The organism is Microbacterium dextranolyticum (assembly GCF_016907295.1).
Lineage (GTDB): Bacteria > Actinomycetota > Actinomycetes > Actinomycetales > Microbacteriaceae > Microbacterium > Microbacterium dextranolyticum.
Window position 1 is genome coordinate 2654276 of record NZ_JAFBBR010000001.1, and the last position, 17762, is coordinate 2672037.

The 17762-nt window shown below is 69.8% G+C and carries 21 protein-coding genes; 12 read left to right on the plus strand and 9 right to left on the minus strand.

The window, feature by feature from the left end:
* Window positions 1-11 precede the first annotated feature (11 nt).
* From JOE64_RS12070 to JOE64_RS12095, 6 genes are all read left to right on the plus strand, one after another.
* Entirely contained in the window at window positions 12-794 is a 783-nt protein-coding gene (locus JOE64_RS12070) for a tyrosine-protein phosphatase (RefSeq protein WP_204964480.1), read from the plus strand.
* 116 nt (window positions 795-910) lie between these two features.
* Entirely contained in the window at window positions 911-1228 is a 318-nt protein-coding gene (locus JOE64_RS12075; RefSeq protein WP_204964481.1) for a DUF2853 family protein, read from the plus strand.
* 218 nt (window positions 1229-1446) lie between these two features.
* Window positions 1447-2574: an ABC transporter substrate-binding protein gene (locus JOE64_RS12080; RefSeq protein WP_204964482.1), complete on the plus strand. Its 1128-nt coding sequence runs from the start codon at window positions 1447-1449 to the stop codon at window positions 2572-2574.
* Entirely contained in the window at window positions 2571-3491 is a 921-nt protein-coding gene (locus JOE64_RS12085; protein ID WP_204964483.1) for an ABC transporter permease, read from the plus strand. Before JOE64_RS12080 ends, JOE64_RS12085 begins: the two co-directional genes overlap by 4 nt.
* Window positions 3488-4294, plus strand: coding sequence for an ABC transporter permease (locus tag JOE64_RS12090; RefSeq protein ID WP_204964484.1), 807 nt, complete (start codon window positions 3488-3490; stop codon window positions 4292-4294). The genes JOE64_RS12085 and JOE64_RS12090 overlap by 4 nt, the downstream gene beginning before the upstream one ends.
* On the plus strand, window positions 4291-5406 hold the full coding sequence (locus JOE64_RS12095; protein WP_204964485.1) for an ABC transporter ATP-binding protein: 1116 nt from the start codon (window positions 4291-4293) through the stop codon (window positions 5404-5406). The genes JOE64_RS12090 and JOE64_RS12095 overlap by 4 nt, the downstream gene beginning before the upstream one ends.
* A gap of 43 nt (window positions 5407-5449) precedes the next feature.
* On the opposite strand, the gene JOE64_RS12100 is transcribed toward JOE64_RS12095, so the two are convergent.
* The 5 genes from JOE64_RS12100 to JOE64_RS12120 all read right to left on the minus strand — a co-directional run bounded on the left by JOE64_RS12100 (window position 5450) and on the right by JOE64_RS12120 (window position 7052).
* Complete coding sequence (locus tag JOE64_RS12100; RefSeq protein ID WP_204964486.1) at window positions 5450-5752, minus strand: Dabb family protein; 303 nt, start codon at window positions 5750-5752, stop codon at window positions 5450-5452.
* Complete coding sequence (locus JOE64_RS12105) at window positions 5749-6015, minus strand: glutaredoxin family protein (protein ID WP_204964487.1); 267 nt, start codon at window positions 6013-6015, stop codon at window positions 5749-5751. Before JOE64_RS12105 ends, JOE64_RS12100 begins: the two co-directional genes overlap by 4 nt.
* Before the next feature lie 118 nt (window positions 6016-6133).
* Window positions 6134-6232: a 30S ribosomal protein bS22 gene (locus JOE64_RS12110; RefSeq protein ID WP_003792170.1), complete on the minus strand. Its 99-nt coding sequence runs from the start codon at window positions 6230-6232 to the stop codon at window positions 6134-6136.
* 82 nt (window positions 6233-6314) lie between these two features.
* Window positions 6315-6506: a helix-turn-helix domain-containing protein gene (locus JOE64_RS12115; RefSeq protein ID WP_204964488.1), complete on the minus strand. Its 192-nt coding sequence runs from the start codon at window positions 6504-6506 to the stop codon at window positions 6315-6317.
* A 135-nt stretch (window positions 6507-6641) separates the two neighbouring features.
* Window positions 6642-7052 carry an ArsR/SmtB family transcription factor gene (locus tag JOE64_RS12120; protein ID WP_204964489.1) on the minus strand — a complete coding sequence of 137 codons (411 nt, stop codon included), beginning with the start codon at window positions 7050-7052 and terminating at the stop codon, window positions 6642-6644.
* A 77-nt stretch (window positions 7053-7129) separates the two neighbouring features.
* Here JOE64_RS12120 and JOE64_RS12125 point away from each other — a divergent pair, with 77 nt between their 5' ends.
* The 3 genes from JOE64_RS12125 (at window position 7130) to JOE64_RS12135 (ending at window position 10608) form a co-directional block, all read left to right on the plus strand.
* Window positions 7130-8572: a TrkH family potassium uptake protein gene (locus JOE64_RS12125; protein WP_204964490.1), complete on the plus strand. Its 1443-nt coding sequence runs from the start codon at window positions 7130-7132 to the stop codon at window positions 8570-8572.
* Complete coding sequence (locus tag JOE64_RS12130) at window positions 8565-9236, plus strand: potassium channel family protein (RefSeq protein WP_204964491.1); 672 nt, start codon at window positions 8565-8567, stop codon at window positions 9234-9236. The genes JOE64_RS12125 and JOE64_RS12130 overlap by 8 nt, the downstream gene beginning before the upstream one ends.
* 385 nt (window positions 9237-9621) lie before the next feature.
* Window positions 9622-10608 (plus strand): hypothetical protein, encoded by a 987-nt coding sequence (locus tag JOE64_RS12135; RefSeq protein WP_204964492.1) that lies wholly within the window; start codon window positions 9622-9624, stop codon window positions 10606-10608.
* A 628-nt stretch (window positions 10609-11236) separates the two neighbouring features.
* On the opposite strand, the gene proC is transcribed toward JOE64_RS12135, so the two are convergent.
* The 3 genes from proC to JOE64_RS12150 are packed head-to-tail and all read right to left on the minus strand — an operon-like array spanning window position 11237 to window position 13829.
* On the minus strand, window positions 11237-12070 hold the full coding sequence (gene proC, locus JOE64_RS12140) for a pyrroline-5-carboxylate reductase (RefSeq protein ID WP_204964493.1): 834 nt from the start codon (window positions 12068-12070) through the stop codon (window positions 11237-11239).
* 41 nt (window positions 12071-12111) lie between these two features.
* Window positions 12112-12783, minus strand: a complete 672-nt coding sequence (locus JOE64_RS12145) for a GntR family transcriptional regulator (RefSeq protein ID WP_204964494.1) — start codon at window positions 12781-12783, stop codon at window positions 12112-12114.
* Between the two features lie 53 nt (window positions 12784-12836).
* Entirely contained in the window at window positions 12837-13829 is a 993-nt protein-coding gene (locus tag JOE64_RS12150) for an ornithine cyclodeaminase family protein (RefSeq protein WP_204964495.1), read from the minus strand.
* Window positions 13830-14075: 246 nt separating this feature from the next.
* Here JOE64_RS12150 and JOE64_RS12155 point away from each other — a divergent pair, with 246 nt between their 5' ends.
* On the plus strand, window positions 14076-15002 hold the full coding sequence (locus JOE64_RS12155) for an ABC transporter permease (RefSeq protein ID WP_204964496.1): 927 nt from the start codon (window positions 14076-14078) through the stop codon (window positions 15000-15002).
* A gap of 289 nt (window positions 15003-15291) precedes the next feature.
* Here JOE64_RS12155 and JOE64_RS14945 read toward each other — a convergent pair whose 3' ends face one another.
* Entirely contained in the window at window positions 15292-15489 is a 198-nt protein-coding gene (locus JOE64_RS14945; RefSeq protein ID WP_239531764.1) for a hypothetical protein, read from the minus strand.
* Here JOE64_RS14945 and JOE64_RS14605 point away from each other — a divergent pair.
* Both JOE64_RS14605 and JOE64_RS12165 read left to right on the plus strand, forming a co-directional pair.
* Window positions 15401-16933 carry an ABC transporter ATP-binding protein gene (locus JOE64_RS14605; RefSeq protein WP_504740182.1) on the plus strand — a complete coding sequence of 511 codons (1533 nt, stop codon included), beginning with the start codon at window positions 15401-15403 and terminating at the stop codon, window positions 16931-16933. The two genes, JOE64_RS14945 and JOE64_RS14605, sit on opposite strands and share 89 nt — an antisense overlap.
* Window positions 16930-17757 carry an ATP-binding cassette domain-containing protein gene (locus JOE64_RS12165; protein ID WP_204964498.1) on the plus strand — a complete coding sequence of 276 codons (828 nt, stop codon included), beginning with the start codon at window positions 16930-16932 and terminating at the stop codon, window positions 17755-17757. The genes JOE64_RS14605 and JOE64_RS12165 overlap by 4 nt, the downstream gene beginning before the upstream one ends.
* Window positions 17758-17762 lie beyond the last annotated feature (5 nt).

The window sequence follows — 17762 nt, forward strand, 5'->3', positions numbered from 1 at the left end:
AGGCTGAGGCCATGACCGGTGACACGATCGATGGCCTCGTCAACTTCCGCGACACCGGGGGAACGACCCTCAAGGACGGCGGGCGTACCCGCAGCGGTGTCCTGTACCGCGCCGCGGCACTGAACGCCCTCACCGAGACGGGTCTCACACAGCTCGCCGAGAGCCCGATCGGCGTGATCGCCGATTTCCGCACGCCGGTCGAGCAGCAGATGGCGCCCGATCTGCTCCCGGCCACGCGACCGTTCCACCGCGTGTCGCTGGCGCTTCTGGAGGGAGCCCTGCCGCAGCCCGCGGCAGGCGCCGACGGTGTCGTGGCCCCCGAGGCGTTCGCACGCGTGCTCGACGACCTGCCCTCGCTCGGCGAGCTCTACACGACGATGCTCACCCACGGCGCAGCCACGTTCGCCGATCTCGCACGCCTCGTCGCCGCGTCGACCGATGACGAGCCGAGCGCCGTCATCGTGCACTGCACCGCGGGCAAGGACCGCACCGGTGTCGCCGTCGCGCTGATGCTGGATGCCGCGGGCGCCGACCGCGAGGAGATCGTCGCGGACTACGCGCAGTCGCAGGAGAACCTCGCCGGCGCATGGGCGGAGGGGATGCTGCAGCTGGTGGCATCCTTCGGCGTGCCCCTCACCCCGGAGCTGCGCACGCTCGTCACGGGAACGCCCCCCGCGGCGATCCGCACAGCGTTCGCCTGGATCGACGAGAACGGCGGTGCAGCCGAGTACCTGACGTCGGGCGGCCTGACCGCCGACGAGCTCGCGGCTCTGCGCGCACGGCTGCGCGGCTGAGACTCGAGCGCGCCGCCCACTCCCCCGAGAACACCCTGTTGCAGGAGAGCGGCGCACGTCTAGGATCACGAGCGAGCGCGGCATCCTGAGCCACGCCGAATCCGAAGGAGTGCTCCATGACCGACTGGGCCGCTGACGTCAAGATCTACCGTCCCGACGCCGACGACGCCGCCATCGAGGGTCTGCTCAAGACCTACCGGCTCGTCATGACGAACCGGGATTCGGCGTACGTCGCCTTCTCCGACCCCACCGAGCTCGCGACGGTGAAGACCAGCTTCCTCCAGAAGAAGCTCGGCCTCACGGACTCGAACGAGGTCCTCGACGCCGCACTGGCCGAGGTCGGCGAGACGCTCAAGGCCGACCGGACGAAGAGCCGCATCACGGTGTATTACCTGCTCGCGGAGAAGTTCGGCAAGCTCGACCTCTTCCACTGACCGTTGCGCGGAGGCGGCCCCCGCCCTGCACCGGGGGCCGCCTTCGACGAACAGCGAGACCCCGACAGCTGCGGCGCCGCCGATACCGTGACGGCAACGTGGATGTCGGTGATCGTTCATCCGGGCACCGTCCACACGTCACACGGTCTGCGTACGGTCCTCTCATCCCCTCCTTCGGCGTGCTGACGCAGGCGGGAGGATGACCCGAGAGGACCAGCATGACCCGCATGTTCCCGCGTCGCGCCGCCGCCGCGACCATCCTGGCGACCGTCGCCGCGCTCGCCCTGGCCGCGTGCAGCGGCACCGCAGAGGCCGGCCAGAGCGGCGCCTCCGCCGCGACCGCGACCAGCCTCAGCGACATCGGCACCTTCGCCGATCTGGAGGCCGCCGCGAAGGCGGACGGCCAGCTGAACGTCATCGCGCTGCCGCGCGACTGGGCGAACTACGGCGAGATCATCGACCTGTTCACTCAGCGCTACCCCGAGATCACCGTCAACGAGCAGTCGCCCGACGTCTCCAGCGCCGAAGAGATCCAGGCAGCCAAGACGAACGACGGGCTCGACACCGCACCGGACGTCTTCGACCTCGGCCTCGCCGTCGCGCTGAAGAACACCGATGTCTTCGCGCCGTACAAGGTGCAGACGTGGGCCGACATCCCCGACGCCCTCAAGGAGCCCACCGGCCTGTTCGTCGGCGACTACGGCGGGTACATGTCGATCGGCTACGACTCGTCGAAGTTCCCCGCCCCCGCCAAGCTCGACGACCTGCTGACCTCGACCTACAAGGGTGCGGTCGCCATCAACGGCGACCCCACGCAGGCGGGCGCGGCGTTCGCCGCCGTCGGCATGGCGAACGTCCAGTCGGGCGGCACGCTCGACGATTTCCAGCCCGGCATCGACTTCTTCAGCAAGCTGCAGAAGGCCGGCAACCTCCTCAAGGTCGACGTCACCACGGCCACCGTCGCCAGCGGCGAGACGCCGGTCGTGTTCGACTGGGACTACCTGAACGCGGCCCACCAGAAGGACAACCCGAACTGGAAGGTCGTCGTCTTCAACGGCACCGGCTACGCCGGCTACTACAACCAGGCGGTCAACAAGAAGGCCCCGCACCCGGCCGCCGCACGTCTGTGGCAGGAGTTCCTGTACAGCGACGCGGTGCAGAACCTCTGGCTGAAGGGCGGCGCCCGCCCGGTGCGCATGGAGGCCATGACGACGGCCGGCACGATCGACAGCACGCTCGCCGCCAAGCTCCCCGCCGCTCCGGCCGACACGGTCGTCCCCACCGAGAAGCAGTCCACCGCCGCCGGCACGCTCCTCGGCGAGAAGTGGGCGACGGCGGTCCAGTGACCGTTCTCGCCCCCGCGGGGGTGGATGCTCCGGCATCCACCCCCGCTCCCCGTCCGTCGCCCGTGCGGCGGCGTCTCTCGTTCGCCTGGCTCGGGCTCGCGCCGTTCGCGGCCTACGTGCTGCTCTTCCTCGCTCTGCCGACCGTGCTGGCCATCGGCTCGGGGTTCTTCACCGGCGCCGGCACATTCACGTGGGGCAACCTCACGGCACTCGGCGACCCGCTCGTGCTCACGACGTTCGCGAACTCCGCCGGCCTCTCGCTTTTCACGGCGGTCGTCGGCGCCATCGTCGGGGCGCTCGTCTGCTACGCACTGCTGGGCCTTCCGCCCGACGGCGCGATCCGATCAGCGATCGATGCGGCCTCGGGAGTGCTCGCCCAGTTCGGCGGCGTCATGCTCGCCTTCGCCTTCATCGCGACCATCGGCATCCAGGGCGTCATCACCCTGATGCTGAAGGACACCTTCGGCATCGACATCTTTCCGAACGGCACGTGGCTCTACGATCTGCCCGGGCTCGTCCTGCCGTACATCTACTTCCAGATCCCGCTCATGGTCATCACGTTCCTGCCCGCGCTGTCGGCACTCAAACCCCAGTGGGCCGAGGCCAACCTCACCCTCGGCGGTTCTTCTCGCAGCTTCTGGCTGCGGATCGGCTTTCCCGTGCTCGCGCCGTCCTTCCTCGCCAGCCTGCTGCTGCTGTTCGCCAACGCGTTCTCCTCGTACGCGACCGCCGCCGCCCTCGCCAGCCAAGGGTCGCAGATCGTCCCCCTGCAGATCCGCACGGCGCTCACGAGCGAGACCGTGCTCGGACGCGAGAACCTCGCCGGCGCACTCGCCCTCGGGATGATCGTGGTCATCGGAATCGTCATGATCGCCTACTCGGCCGTCCAGCGCCGCGCAGCGAGGTGGCAGGCGTGACCGCGCCGCGGCCGACGTTCGGGCCCACGCGGGTCACTCGCCTCCTCATCGGCGTGATCGTGGGCGCGTTCTTCGCGATCCCGCTCGTCTCGACGCTGCTCTACACCCTGCGGATGCCCGACGGCCGGCTCTCATTCGAACGGTGGACCGGCCTGTTCTCCCCCGCTGTCCAGACGGCGGCCCGTCCCATCTGGACCGGGCTGGGCAACTCGCTCGTCCTGTGCCTCGTGACCGTCGCGATCGTGCTGCTGCTGCTCGCACCGACGATGGTGCTCGTTCACCTGCGCTTCCCACGGCTGCGGCGGGTGTTCGAGTTCACGGTGCTGCTGCCGATCTCGATCCCCGCAATCGTCCTCGTCGTGGGTCTGGCACCGATCTACCTGCAGATCGGACGCTGGTTCGGCACCGGCACGTGGACGCTGGCGTTCGCCTACGGCATCACCGTCCTGCCCTTCGCCTACCGATCGATCCAAGCCTCCATCGAGGCCGCCGACCTGCGCACCCTGGCCGAGGCGGCGCGTTCGCTCGGTGCCGGCTGGGGCGCGGTGGCGTTCCGAGTGCTCGCCCCGAACCTCCGGCAGGGACTCCTCGCAGCATCCCTCATCTCGGTCGCCGTCGTCCTCGGTGAGTTCACGATCGCGTCGCTGCTGAACCGCCAGGTGTTCCAGACCGCGATGGTCGTCGTCCGCAACCAGGACGCCTACCTTCCCGCCATGTTCACCCTGCTCGCGCTCCTGTTCTGCTTCGCGCTGCTCCTGCTCATCGGCCGCCTCGCCCGCGGCACGCGAAAGGCTCGCCCATGACCATCGATCCGCTTCCCCGCACCGCCGACAACCTCCTCCTCACGGGAGCGACCGAGGGCACGCGCGTCGAACTGCGCGCGATCGAGAAGAGCTTCGGCACGACCCGGGTGCTCCACGGCGTCGACCTCGACATAGCCCCGGGCGAGTTCGTCTCGCTCCTCGGACCGTCCGGCTGCGGCAAGACGACCGCCCTGCGCGTTCTGGCCGGGCTCGAGTCCGCCGACAGTGGCACGGTGCTGCTCGGCGGCACCGACGTCTCCCGGATGCCCACCAACAAGCGCGACATCGGCATGGTGTTCCAGTCGTACTCGCTGTTCCCGCACCTGCGGATCGTGGACAACACCGCATTCGGCCTGCGCCGTCGCGGTACGGCTCGCCGCCCCGCCGAGGCGCGGGCGCTCGACGCTCTCGAACTCGTCGGACTGCGCCATCTGTCCGACCGCTATCCCCATCAGCTCTCCGGAGGCCAACAGCAGCGGGTCGCGCTCGCTCGCGCTCTCGTCACCGAACCCCGCGTGCTGCTCCTGGACGAGCCGCTCTCCGCTCTCGATGCGAAGGTGCGCGTGCAGCTTCGCGACGAGATCCGTCGCTTGCAGCTGCGCCTCGGCATCACGACCGTCTTCGTGACCCACGATCAGGAAGAGGCTCTCGCCGTCTCGGACCGGATCGCCATGATGGACGGCGGGCGCATCGAGCAGATCGGCACGCCGGAGGATCTCTACCTGCGGCCTCGCACCTCGTCCGTGGCGGCGTTCGTCGGACTCTCCAGTGCGCTGCCGGGGATCGCGCAGGGCGACGTCGTGCGCGTCTGGGACATGGCTCTGCCGATCGAGGGAGCATCGGTCGACGGCCCCGTCAACGCCCTGGTGCGCCCGGAGAACATACGCATCACCGCCGTCGACGAGGCTGCAGTCGCCCGTGACACCCGCCCCGGGCGTGAAGCGCACGTGCAGGAGAGCACGTTCCTCGGGAGCTATCGCCGTTCGCTCGTGCGCACCGACGACGGGACTCTCGTCCGCGTGCAGCACGGAGCCGACGACCGGCTGGAATACGGTCAGCGGGTGCGGATCACGTTCTCCCCCGTCGGGGTCGCCGTCCGCCCCCGCGACTGAGCGAACGCCGATGCGCGATTCGCAGGTGCTCGGGCGGTCGCGCTCAGACCTCGAAGTCGACCGCGACCCGGTCGGAGCGCACCGAGCCGATGTAGGCCGCGACCTCGCGATGCGCCGGGTGCACGTTGTAGGCGGCGAGAGCGTCGGCGTCGTCGAAGTCGGCCACCAGCACGAGGTCCCAGTTCTCCCCCGGGAACAGCGTGTTCGCACCCGCCGACATCGAACGCAGGGTGGGGACGGCATCCGGCAGCGCATTCAGCTGCTCGGCGGCGCGGGTCGCGTGCTCGACGCGCGTCTCGGCGTCGGAGGCGGCCATGCGGAAGGCGACGACGTGGCGGATGGTCATGCGTTCTCCTCGGTGCGGGTGTCGGTGAGTGCGGCACGCAGGCGGTCGGCGGACAGCCGCCAGTGTGCGTGCAGGCGGTCGTCGATGAGGACGACGGGGATCTTCTCCCACCACTGCTCGTACAGGGCCGGGTCGGAGGCGATCGAGAACTCTTCGACCTCCACGGCTCCGTCGGGCAGTTCGGCGACGACGTTGTCGACGATCTCGCGCGCCACATCGCACAGATGGCAGTCGGGTTTGGAGATGAGCGTGAGGGTCGTCACGGTTCCATCCTGGCACGGGGCGACGGGCATCCCGACGGACGCTCGCATCGCACGGCGGAAACACGAAGCGCCCGTCCCGGATCGTTCCGGAAACAGGCGCTCGGTGTCGGTGCCGCGATTACTTCTTGTTGCGGCGCTGGTGGCGAGTCTTGCGAAGCAGCTTGCGGTGCTTCTTCTTCGCCATGCGCTTGCGGCGCTTCTTGATGACAGAACCCACGGAAAACCTCACTATGTCAGGGGTCTGGACGAGCCTGGAGCACGTCCGGGAACGGGCATCACGAAAATGCCCTCGGAGCAGTCTAGCCGACGTCGGCGATCGGCCGTTGCACAGCGGCGGTGACGGCCTGCTCGGGCACCCGGTAGCTGCGCCCGAAACGTACCGCGGGAAGTTCCCCCGCATGCACCTGGCGGTACACCGTCATCTTCGAGACGCGCATGATGTCCGCGACCTCGGCGACGGTGAGAAATCGCACGTCCGACAGCTCTGCCATGTTCCCACTCCCCCGCGGCCCCAGTTCCCCCTGGATGGCCGTCCTCACAGAGTAGAGGTCTCGCGGGACGCGTGTAAACCTCTGTGACTTCTGTGACGTAACGGTGCTCCGCCGATGCGGCGCCTACGCGCCGGCTCAGCGCCCGGGGATCTTCTTCAGCACGCTCTCGAGGGCGTGCTTGGTGGATGCCGCGGCGCGCCCGACGAGGTCGGCGGCAGCCGCCGCGGAGTCCGGAAGCGCGGGGGTGGCGGCGGCTTCGGCGGCGGCCAGACCATCGTCGAAGAACGGCACCAGCCAGTCGTCGACGACGTCGAGCGGACCGGTCGACAGGCTGTAGTAGCGGTGCTGGCCCTCCTCGCGCACCGAGACGAGCTCCGCTTCGCGCAGCACCTTGAGGTGCTTCGACACGGTGGGCTGGCTCACGCCCAACTCGCCCACGATCTGCGACACGCTCGTGCCGTGCTCTCCCGAGGCGGCGCGTTCGCGCAGCAGCTGCAGGATGTCCCGACGGGTACCGTCGGCGATCACGTCGAAGATGTCCGCCATGACCATAGGTTAGCCCGCGCCGCGCCCCGAGTACCATGACAACGACCGAGCGTTGGGAACGAGTCGAGGAGGCGGTCATGGCGGACGATTCCGTCGTCGTCCGCGCGGCGCATCGGGCCTCGGTCCTCTCGACGCGAGTGGTTCACGCGCTGCGCGAGCTCGCGATGGCCTCGCCGCCCCGCTTCGCCGTGCTCGTCTTCAGCGCGCTGGTGCTGCTGTTCACCGGCCTGTTCTCCCTGCCCGCGGCCGCCGCCGACGGCACGCAGACGCCCTTCGCGGATGCCCTCTTCACGGCCGTCTCGACGATCTGCGTCACGGGACTGTCGACCGTCGACATGGCCGAGCACTGGTCGCCGTTCGGACACGTCATCGTCTACGTCGGCGTCAACGTGGGAGCCCTGGGCGTGCTGACCCTGGCATCCATCCTCGGTCTGGTGATCTCGAAGCGGCTGGGCCTGCGTGCCAAGCTCATCGCGGCCGGCGACACGAATCCGCTGCGTGCCCACGGCGGCCCCGTCAACGAAGGACAGACCGTCCGGCTCGGCGAGGTCGGCCAGCTGCTCGCGACCGTCGCACTGTCGACCCTGGTGATCGAGGCCGGCCTGGCGATCCTGCTCTACCCCTCGCTGCTGATCAACGGCGTCGACCCGCTCAGCGCCCTCTGGGAGGCGCCGTTCTACGCCGCGATGGCCTTCACGAACACCGGCTTCACCCCGAACGCCGGCGGCCTCGCCCCCTTCGCCGGCGACTACTTCTTCCTCACCGTGATCATGGCGGGCGTCTTCCTCGGATCGATCGGGTTCCCGGTGATCTTCACCCTCTGGCGTCACCACTTCCACCTGCGCCGCTGGTCGCTGCACGCCAAGCTCACCCTCATCACCACGGTCATCCTGTTCTTCGCCGGCGCCGCGGTCTTCCTGCTGCTCGAGTACGACAATCCGAAGACGCTCGGCGGCATGGATGCCTGGGACACCACCTTCCAGGCGTTCTTCCTGTCGGCGATGACACGGTCGGGCGGATTCTCGCTCGTCGACATCTCGCAGCTGAACGGATCGTCGCTCATCGTCGGATCGATGCTGATGTTCGTGGGTGGCGGCTCGGCCTCGACGGCCGGCGGCATCAAGGTCACGACCCTCGCCGTGCTCGCCCTGGCCGTGTGGTCCGAGGCGAAGGGGCGCCCGAGCGTGCAGGCGTTCGGCCGCCGCATCCCGAGCGACGTGCAGCGCGTCGCCCTCTCGGTGGTCGCCTGGGGGTCGACGATCGTGGCGGTGGCGACCATTACGATCGGGCAGATCACCGGGGCACCCATCGAGAAGGTGCTCTTCGATGTCATCTCCGGGTTCGCGACCGTCGGGCTCTCGACGGGGCTGACGGCGACCCTTCCCGACCCCGCCGTGTACGTGCTCGCCCTGACGATGTTCATGGGGCGCGTTGGTACAGTGACTCTCGCCGCGGCCGTGGCCGCGACATCCCGTTCGCAGCACTACTCGCTGCCCGTGGAAAGGCCCATCGTTGGTTGAGCAGCTGCGGAGCGATGCTCCCGTCCTCGTGATCGGTCTCGGGCGCTTCGGCGCCGCCTGCGCGGGCGAGCTCGACCGGCTCGACCGCGAGGTGCTCGCGATCGACGACAACCTCGAGCTCGTGCAGAAGTGGTCCGAGCGGGTCACCCACACGGTGCAGGCCGACGCGAAGAACATCGACGCGCTCAAGCAGATCGGGGCGCAGGACTTCCAGGTCGCGGTCGTCGCGGTCGGCTCGTCGATCGAGGCATCCGTTCTCATCACGGCGAACCTCGTCGACCTGAAGGTGCCCCAGATCTGGGCGAAGGCCGTCTCGCAGAGCCACGGCAAGATCCTCGCCCGTGTCGGCGCGAACCACGTCATCTACCCCGAGCGCGAGGCCGGCGAGCGCGTCGCGCACCTCGTGTCGGGGCGGATGCTCGACTTCATCCGCTTCGACGACGACTTCGTGCTGGCCAAGATGTACCCGCCGAAGTTCATCCGCGGGATCGGCCTCAACGAGTCGGGAGTCCGCTCGAAGTACAGCGTGACTGTCGTGGGCGTGAAGAGCCCGGGCAAGCCGTTCCGCTACGCGGAGGCCGACACGGTGGTCACCAACCACGACCTCATCATCGTGTCGGGCACGAACTCCGACATCGAGCGCTTCGCCTCGCTCGACCGCTGACGCGCGCTCGCGCTTGCGTTTCGCCGCGCGAGAAACACCTTCGCACGCGAGAAACCATCCCCGCAGCTGTTTCTCGCGACGACGATGGTTTCTCACGACGGCATCCCGCCACGCCGCCGCCATGACACGGTGTTGCCGTACGCGACATGGCCTCCCGCGTGCGGTCGGGCGCACTCGCCTGCCCCCTCGCCCGTCCGAACCGTCGACGGGGCTGAGCGCGAGAAACACCTTCGCGCGCGAGAAACCGTCTCTGCCCGTGGTTCTCGCGCCTGCGTCGGTTTCTCGCTCTGATCATCTCTCCTCCCCTGCGGCGGACCAGCGCATGTTGTCCACCGGTGCGGGCGGACGCGCGCCGGTGACGGCGATCGCGGCGCAGACTCGGCGCATGCCGCTCCTTCTCGCAGATCGCGCCGCCACGCGCGCGCCGCTCCCGCTCATCACCTCCGCTGAAGCGCGGGCGCTGCGCCTGCCGGTGTCGGGCGCGGCGTGCACGCGTGTGCGACGCGGCGTGTACGCGGATGCCGCCGCGGCGGCTCGTCTCACGCCGTGGGCCCGCTATGCGCTCCGTGTCCACGCCTTCGCCGTGACGCACCCGGGCACGATGCTCTGCCTCGAATCCGCGGCGGTGCTGCACGGTTTGCCGCTGTTCGGCGAAGCACGCGACATCCACGTCTTCGACGCGGAGCGCACGTCGTCGCGTCGTTTCGGTGATGTCTGCGTGCACACGAGCAGCGATCCGCGCGAGTCGGTCGAACGTGCGGGCATCCCGGTCACCTCACTGCTCGACACGGTCGTCGATCTGTGCCGTGTGCTCCCTCCCGCGCAGGCGCTGGCCGTTGCGGATGCCGCGATCTCACCGGCCCAGGGCGGCACGCTCGATCTCGATCGACTCCGCGAACGCTCGGCCGATCAGGTCTCGCGCCGCGGCGTCGCGCGGCTCGCCTGGACGTGGGCACGCGCGGACGGTCTCGCGGAGTCGCCCGGTGAAAGCGTCAGTCGCGCGGTGATCCGCTGGTGCGGCTTCGAGGATCCCGTCCTGCAGCCCGTCTTCGGCTACGAGGGTGTCGATGACCGCGTGGACTTCCTCTTCCCGTCCGCGCGTGCGCTCGGCGAGAGCGACGGATGGGGAAAGTACGACCTTCACGACGCCGCGCGCGCCGAGCAGCATCTGCGCAACGAGAAGCGGCGCGAGGACCGGTTGCGGCGGGCCGGGCATCCGTTCGCCCGATGGGACCTCGCGGATGCCGTGCGCGTGGACCCGCTCGCCACCGCGCTGCAGCGCGCCGACGTTCCGCTGGTGCGGACGCGCGACCGCGGCGGTCTCGCCACGCTCGGCCGCAGCCCGAGGACTCTCGCCTCGCGCCCGCGGTGACGGCCTGCGGCATCCTCAGCCCTCGCCCGCTCTCCCGCCGCAGGCGGCGAGAAACCACAACCAGCACGAGAAACACGTGGTGCAGTGATTTCTCGCGTTCGACGGTGTTTCTCGAGAGGAGGCGCGCGGCGCGCGCGAGCAAGGAGTCGAGGCCGCGCGTGGGGCCTGGCGGCCGGGGCGATGGGGATGTGAGGGTCCTGGGGGATGCGAGGCCACGGGCGCACGACGGCGCACGACCGCACGCAGGTCTCCGCCAGCGGCGAGAAACCACAACCAGCACGAGAAACACCTCAGGCAGTGGTTTCTCGCGGTCGGAAGTGTTTCTCGAGAGGAGGCGCGCGGGAGCAAGGAGTCAGGGCGACGCGCGGAGCCTGGGAGCGAGGGCGCGGCGTTGTGGGGCGGCGAGAGCGCTGAGTGTCGGGCGTACGCCCGCGCACCGCAGTGCGCAGGTCTCCGCAGCGGCGAGAAACCACAACCAGCACGAGAAACACCTCAGGCAGTGGTTTCTCGCGGTCGACGGTGTTTCTCGCCGGCAGACGCACGCATGGCCAGCGCGTGCGAAGGCGCACGCAGATGTGCGTACGAACGCACGAGAGGGATGCCCGGGGAAGAGCTCAGGCGGGCCAGGTCAGGCTCCGGCGGCCATCTCCTTTGCGCGGGCGAGCGCGGCGTCCGTGGCCTCGGCGAAGACACCGTCGAGGCGCGCGCCCTGCAGAACGGCGATGGCGCGTTCGGTGGTGCCCTTGGGGCTGGTCACCCGGCGGCGGAGCTCGGCGGGGTCCTCCCCCGAGGCATCCAGCAGCGCCGCGGCGCCGATGAACGTCTGCTCGGCCATGAGAGCCGCATCGGCATCCGAGAAGCCCTTGCCACGGGCGGCTTCGGTGAGGTCCTCGATCAGCAGATAGACGTACGCGGGGCCCGAGCCCGAGATCGTCGACAGCGCGTCGATCTGCTCCTCGGGAACCTCGATGACGACACCGCACGTCTCGAACAGGCGACGCACGAGCGCGACGTCGTCGGCGGATGCCGCAGCGCCCGCGGACAGCCCGGTGACGGCTTTGCCGACGACGGCGGGCGTGTTCGGCATCGAGCGGATCACCGGGATGTCGTCTCCGACGATCGAGGTGAAGGTGGCGAGGGTGACACCCGCGGCGAGGCTCACGACGATGGTGCCGGGGCGCAGTACGGGCGCGATCTCGCGCAGCAGGTCGGGGACCATCACGGGCTTCACCCCCACCAGGACGATGTCGGATGCCGCAGCGGCGGTCGTGTTGGCGGCGGGGTCGGCCTCGAGGGACAGACTGGTGACGCCGTCCTGCCCGCTCAGCGATGCGGCGCTGGCGGCGGTGCGGTTGGTCACCGTGACGTGGGGCGCCGCGCCGGAGCGGATGAGTCCGTGGAGGATGGCGCCGCCCATCGAGCCGGCACCGAGGATCGCGATCGAGGGGAGCGGAGAAGGCATACCTCCATCCTCGCAGAGGACACAGACGCGCGACCGGCCCCTCACTCGCCGCGGTCGGCGAGGATGAGCCGCAACGACGGGGCCCGCCCCTTCTCGATGTGACTGAAGGCGAGGCTCTCGGCGAGACGCGCGTTGCCGTCGGCGATCGCCGCCAGCAGCTCATCGTGCTCGTGCGACTGCTCGTGGGCATCGCGCCCGGCCCCGGTCAGGTAGAACAGCCACACGAGACGTCCGCTCACGACGCGGGTGAGCGAGGTGAGCAGCGCGCTGTCGGCCATGTCGACGATGCGGGTGTGGAAGGCAGCGTGAGCTTCGGCGATCGCGAGGCGATCCCCGCTGTCCACGGCGTGGTGGGCGGATGCCAGAGCGCGGCCCAGCCCCTCGGCCGACGCTCCGTGCCCGGCCGCCTGCGCCGCGAGGCGCGCGGCGAGCGTCTCGAGGCTCAGCCGCACATCGAACAGCTCGTCGATCGAGCGGCGGTCCCAGCCGACGATGCGGGCGCTGCGTCGCGGCGCGGTCGCGAGGAAGCCGTCGACACCGAGCTGGAGGATCGCGGCGCGCACCGGGATCCGCGACATCTGGAGCTCGTCTGCCAGACGCCCTTCGGTGATCACCGCACCGTCGGAGTAGCGATCGAGGATGATGGCGCGCCGGATGTGCCGGTACGCGGTCGCCGCGAGTGAATCGTCGGCGGCCTCTTCGTCATCGACCATGCGGTCTCCCCTCGCGATCGCGCCGATCTCACCGCGCGGGTGCGCGGGCGTCGTCACGATCGAATCGCGACCATTGTGCCAGCGCCGACGGCACGCGCCCGCTCGCACAGCAGGCGGGCCGCATAGAGGTCTTGCACGCCCAGGCCCACCGAATTGAACACCGTGAGGCCCCCGCGACCGCCGTCGGACGCCGCGACCACGTTCCCGAGCGGCTGGAGGCGCGCCGGGTCGAGCGCACCCGCCTCGCACGCGCCCCGCACGTTGCCCGACTCGGCGAGCGCGACGGCGATGTCGTCGACGACGACGGCATGGGCCTGTGCGAAGACATCTGCACAGACCTCGCTGAACCCCGGGCGGGGAGGTGAGCCGATCGCGTTGACGAGGACGTCCTCGCCCAGCATCCGCCGCGCGAGGAAGGGCTCCTGCGCCGGGGTCAGTGTGCACACGACCCCGGCGCCGTCGAGCGCGTCGCCGCGCGACTCCGTCGCGATCGCCGGGATGCCGCCCGAGCGCAGCTGCTCCGCGCAGGCCTCGGCGCGCGGGCCGCTGCGCGACCAGATCCTCATCTCGGTGAACGGCCGCACACGCATCAGGGCGCGCCCGTGCTCTGCGGCGAGCGGCCCCGCTCCGATCAGCGCGACGACGTCCGACGAGGGCGGAGCGAGCAGGTCGGTGGCGAGGGCGGTGACGGCCGCGGTGCGCAGCCGGGTCAGCGCGCGCCCGTCGATCAAGGCGACGCATTCCGCCGTGGCGGCATCGAACAGTGCCACGGTCGAGCGCTGGGCCGGCAGACCGAGGGATCTGTTGCGAGGCGCGTCTGCCAGCACCTTGATCGCGAAGATCCCGAGCTCGTCGGAGATCGCGGCCATGGGGACCACGGTCGGCGCGTCGGCGGCGCGGTCCGCGCTCGCCGGCAACGGGTGCGGTGTCGGCTGCACAGCGCTACGGCTGTGCAGGGCCCGGTGGGCAGCGGCCATCGCCGCGCGCATGCCGTCGGCATCCGCGAGTGCCTCCACATCGGCGGAGGTCAGGGTGAGTGTTGTCATCGGGATCTCCTTTGGTATCCCAAATCTAGAACCAGCCCAGAGAGACTCCACGCCGACAGTCCAGCTCCCGACGAGCAGAACGCGCCTGAAAGGCCGCACTCATCCGCGCTATTCCGCGTAATTCAGCCATGAATCGAGGCGCTCGGTCTCACAGAAGAGTTCACTGCATCGAAATCACCGGACACATGCGCGTAACAGGGATGCTCGATTCTGTATCCCAGATTGATTTCGAGAAAGGAGCAGCGGATGGCGCGACTGATCGCGAGGCGACTGATCCAAGCCCTGGCGACGATCTTCATCGTCGTCACCATCGCCTTCGCCCTGGGCCGGCTGAGTGGCAGCCCCGCTGCCCTGCTGCTGAGCGAGAACGCCTCGCGCGAGCAGATCGACGCCCTCAACGCGAGCCTCGGGTTCGACCAACCGCTGTGGAAGCAGTACGTCGACTACCTGATCGGCATCGTCGCGCGGGGAGACTTCGGCGACTCGTACCGACAGAGCGGGGTCCCGTCGATGCAGCTCGTCCTCGAGCGCGTGCCCGCGTCTCTGCAGCTCGGCGCCGCCGGTTTGATCGCCGGCGTGCTGCTGGCGACCCTCGCGGCCGTCGCCGTGCACCTGACCCGCAGCACCGGACTGCGCGCGACGCTGCTGACCGTCGGCGCCGCGCGGCAAGCGGTTCCGGACTTCTTCTTCGGGCTGCTGCTCGTGCTGGTCTTCTCGGTCGGCCTGGGACTGCTCCCCTCGCTGGGCAACCGCGATCCGCTGGCGATCATCATGCCGGCGGCGACGATCGCCACGGCCCAGTTCGTCGTCTACCTGCGGCTGCTCGACAACTCGCTCGGAGAACAGGCACGGCTGGACTACACCCGCACCGCCTATGCGCGCGGCGAGAACCGGTTCCGCGTCGTCGTCTCCGAGATGCTCCCCAACGCGGTGCTGCCCGTCATGACGGTCGCCGGCATCAGCCTCGGGTCGTTCCTCGGCGGCCTCGTCATCGTCGAGAACGTCTTCGCGTGGCCGGGACTCGGGCAGCTGATGCTGAGCGCCGTGTACGCCCGTGACTTCCCGGTCGTGCAGTCCGGCCTCATCGTCGTCGCGGCCCTGTTCATCCTCTCCAATGCGCTCGTCGACGTTCTGAGCGCCCTCGTCGACCCGAGAGTGAGGACCCTCGCATGACCGCTCCCACGTCGTCCCGACCTCCGGCCGGACCCGCCGTCATCCCGGCGCCGCCCGCCGACACCGCCGCGCGGTTCGTCTGGCCGCGCCTGCGCACCGCCGAGTGGGTGGGCGTCGGCATCCTCGCCCTCGTCGCCGCGTTCGTCCTCGTCGTCCCGCTGCTTCCCGGCAGCGACCCGTACGCGCAGGATCTGTCCGCGTCGTTCGTGCGCCCCTTCACCGATGGGGCGCACCTGCTCGGCACCGACATGCTCGGGCGCGATCTCGCCAGCCGACTGGCACTGGGCGGTCAGGTCTCCCTCGGCATCGTCCTGTTCGTCGTCGCGATCAACGCCTTCATCGGCATGATCGCCGGCATGATCGCGGGATACGCCGGCGGACGGCTCGACAACGTCCTTATGGGATGGGCCGACGTGCAGCTGGCGATGCCGATCATCCTCGTGCTCATCGCCCTCTCCGCCGCCCTCGGGCCCAGCGTCTGGCTCATGATCCTGACGCTCGCCGCCACCTACTGGGTCGGTTACGCCCGCGTGGCACGCAGCACGGCGATGTCGCTGAAGAACCGGGACTTCGTCGTCGCGCCACGTATCCAGGGCGCGACCCCGCAATGGATCGTGTCGACCCACATCGCCCCCCCATGTGGGCGTGCAGGTGTTGATCCTGGCATCCGCCGACATCGGCGGCGTGCTCCTGCTCACCTCGTCGTTCGACTATCTCGGTCTCGGCGTGCAGGCACCCACCCCCTCCTGGGGCCTGCTCATCAGCGAGGGCCAGAAGTACGTGCGCGAAGCCCCCTACCTGGCCCTCATCCCCGGGATCGCCATCTTCCTCGTGGTGATCGGCGCCAACCTCGTCAGCCAGCGCTTCACGTCGGAGCGCGAGCTGTCCACCCTTCGACGCAGGAAGAAGGCCCGCGCATGACCCGTGACGTGCTGCTGAGAGTCGACGACCTCGTCGTCGGCACCCGCGACGACCAGGGGCGCGAGGTGCGGCTGGTCGACGGCGTCTCATTCGAGATCGCCGAGGGCGAGGTCCTCTGCGTCGTCGGCGAGTCCGGCTCGGGCAAGAGCATCACCATGGCGGCCGTGCTCGGCCTGCTGCCGGCCGGCGTCGAGGTGCTCTCGGGACGCGTCGAGTACCGCGGCGAAGACCTGCTCTCCGCGGGAGAGCGCCGGCTGCGCGAGCTGCGCGGACGGCGCCTCGCGATGGTCTTCCAAGACCCGATGACCGCCCTCAACCCCGTCAAGCGGGTCGGCGCGCAGATCGCGCGAGCCGTGCGTCTGCACGGCGACCGCCTCACCCGCGCCGAGGCCGATCGGCGCGCGGCGGAGCTGCTCGCCGCCGTCGGGGTGCCGGATGCCGCGGAGCGCGCCCGGGCATACCCCCACCAGTGGTCCGGCGGTATGCGCCAACGCGCCGTCATCGCCACCGCGATCGCGCACGACCCCGACCTCCTCGTCGCCGACGAGCCGACGACGGCGCTCGACGTCACCATCCAGGCGCAGATCATGCAGCTGCTCGCCGAGGCGCGCGGCCGCACGAGCGCGGCGATGGCGCTCATCACACACGACCTGGGGCTCGTGGCCCAGACCGCGGATCGCATCGTCATCATGTACTCCGGCCGGGTCGTGGAGACCGGCACCGTGTGGGAGCTGTTCGATTCGCCCCGGCATCCCTACACGGCGGGTCTGCTCGCGAGTCTGCTCACGGCCGAGAGCTCGACCGGACGCGCGTACGCGATTCCGGGGTCGCCGCCGCAGCCGTCGGCGCGTCCCGCCGGCTGCCCGTTCGCGCCGCGCTGCGAGCTGCCCGCGAAGTCCGCGCGCTGCCTCACCGAGGTGCCGCTGCTTCGGAGCGTGGCCCCTGACCACGACTCCGCCTGCCACCATGCGGACACCGTGTCCCGCTTCGCCGAGGAGGTCGCCGGATGACCGTCGCCGAGCCCGTGCTGCAGATCGACGACCTGCACGTGCGCTTCACCCGTCGCACCGGATGGCGCACCCGCCATGTCGTCGACGCCGTCGACGGCGTCTCGCTGACCCTCCACCGCGGCGAGACCCTGGGCCTGGTCGGCGAGTCCGGATGCGGCAAGTCGACGCTCGTGCGCACCGTGTTCGGGCTGAACACCCCGGCATCCGGCGACATCCGGATCCTCGGCCACCGCATCGACGACCTCCCGCCGCTGCAGCGTCGGCGTCTGCGGAACCGTGTGCAGCTGGTGTTCCAGGACCCGTATTCGTCCCTCGATCCCCGGCTGAGCGTGCACGACATCGTCGCGGAGCCGCTGACGATCGTCGGGCGCTACTCGAAGGATCGGGTCGTCGAACTGCTCGAGAGCGTCGGGATCGGCGCCGAATCGCTGCGTCGGACACCCGCACAGTTCTCCGGAGGGCAGCGTCAGCGCATCGGCATCGCCCGGGCCCTCGCGCTGGAGCCGGAGGTCCTGGTGCTCGACGAGCCGGTCTCGGCGCTCGACGTCTCGGTGCAGGCGCAGGTGATCAACCTGCTGCAGGACCTGCAGCGCGAACACTCGCTCTCGTACCTGTTCATCGCCCACGACCTCTCGGTCGTCCGCCACCTCTCCACCCGCGTCGCCGTGATGCGACAGGGGCGCATCGTCGAGATCGGCGAGCGCGACCAGATCTTCGACCGGCCGCAGCACGACTACACCCGCACGCTGCTGGCCGCGATCCCGATCCCCGACCCGCACCTGCGGTCGGACGCTCCACCCGCACCCACTCCCGCTCTCCCCTGAACGAA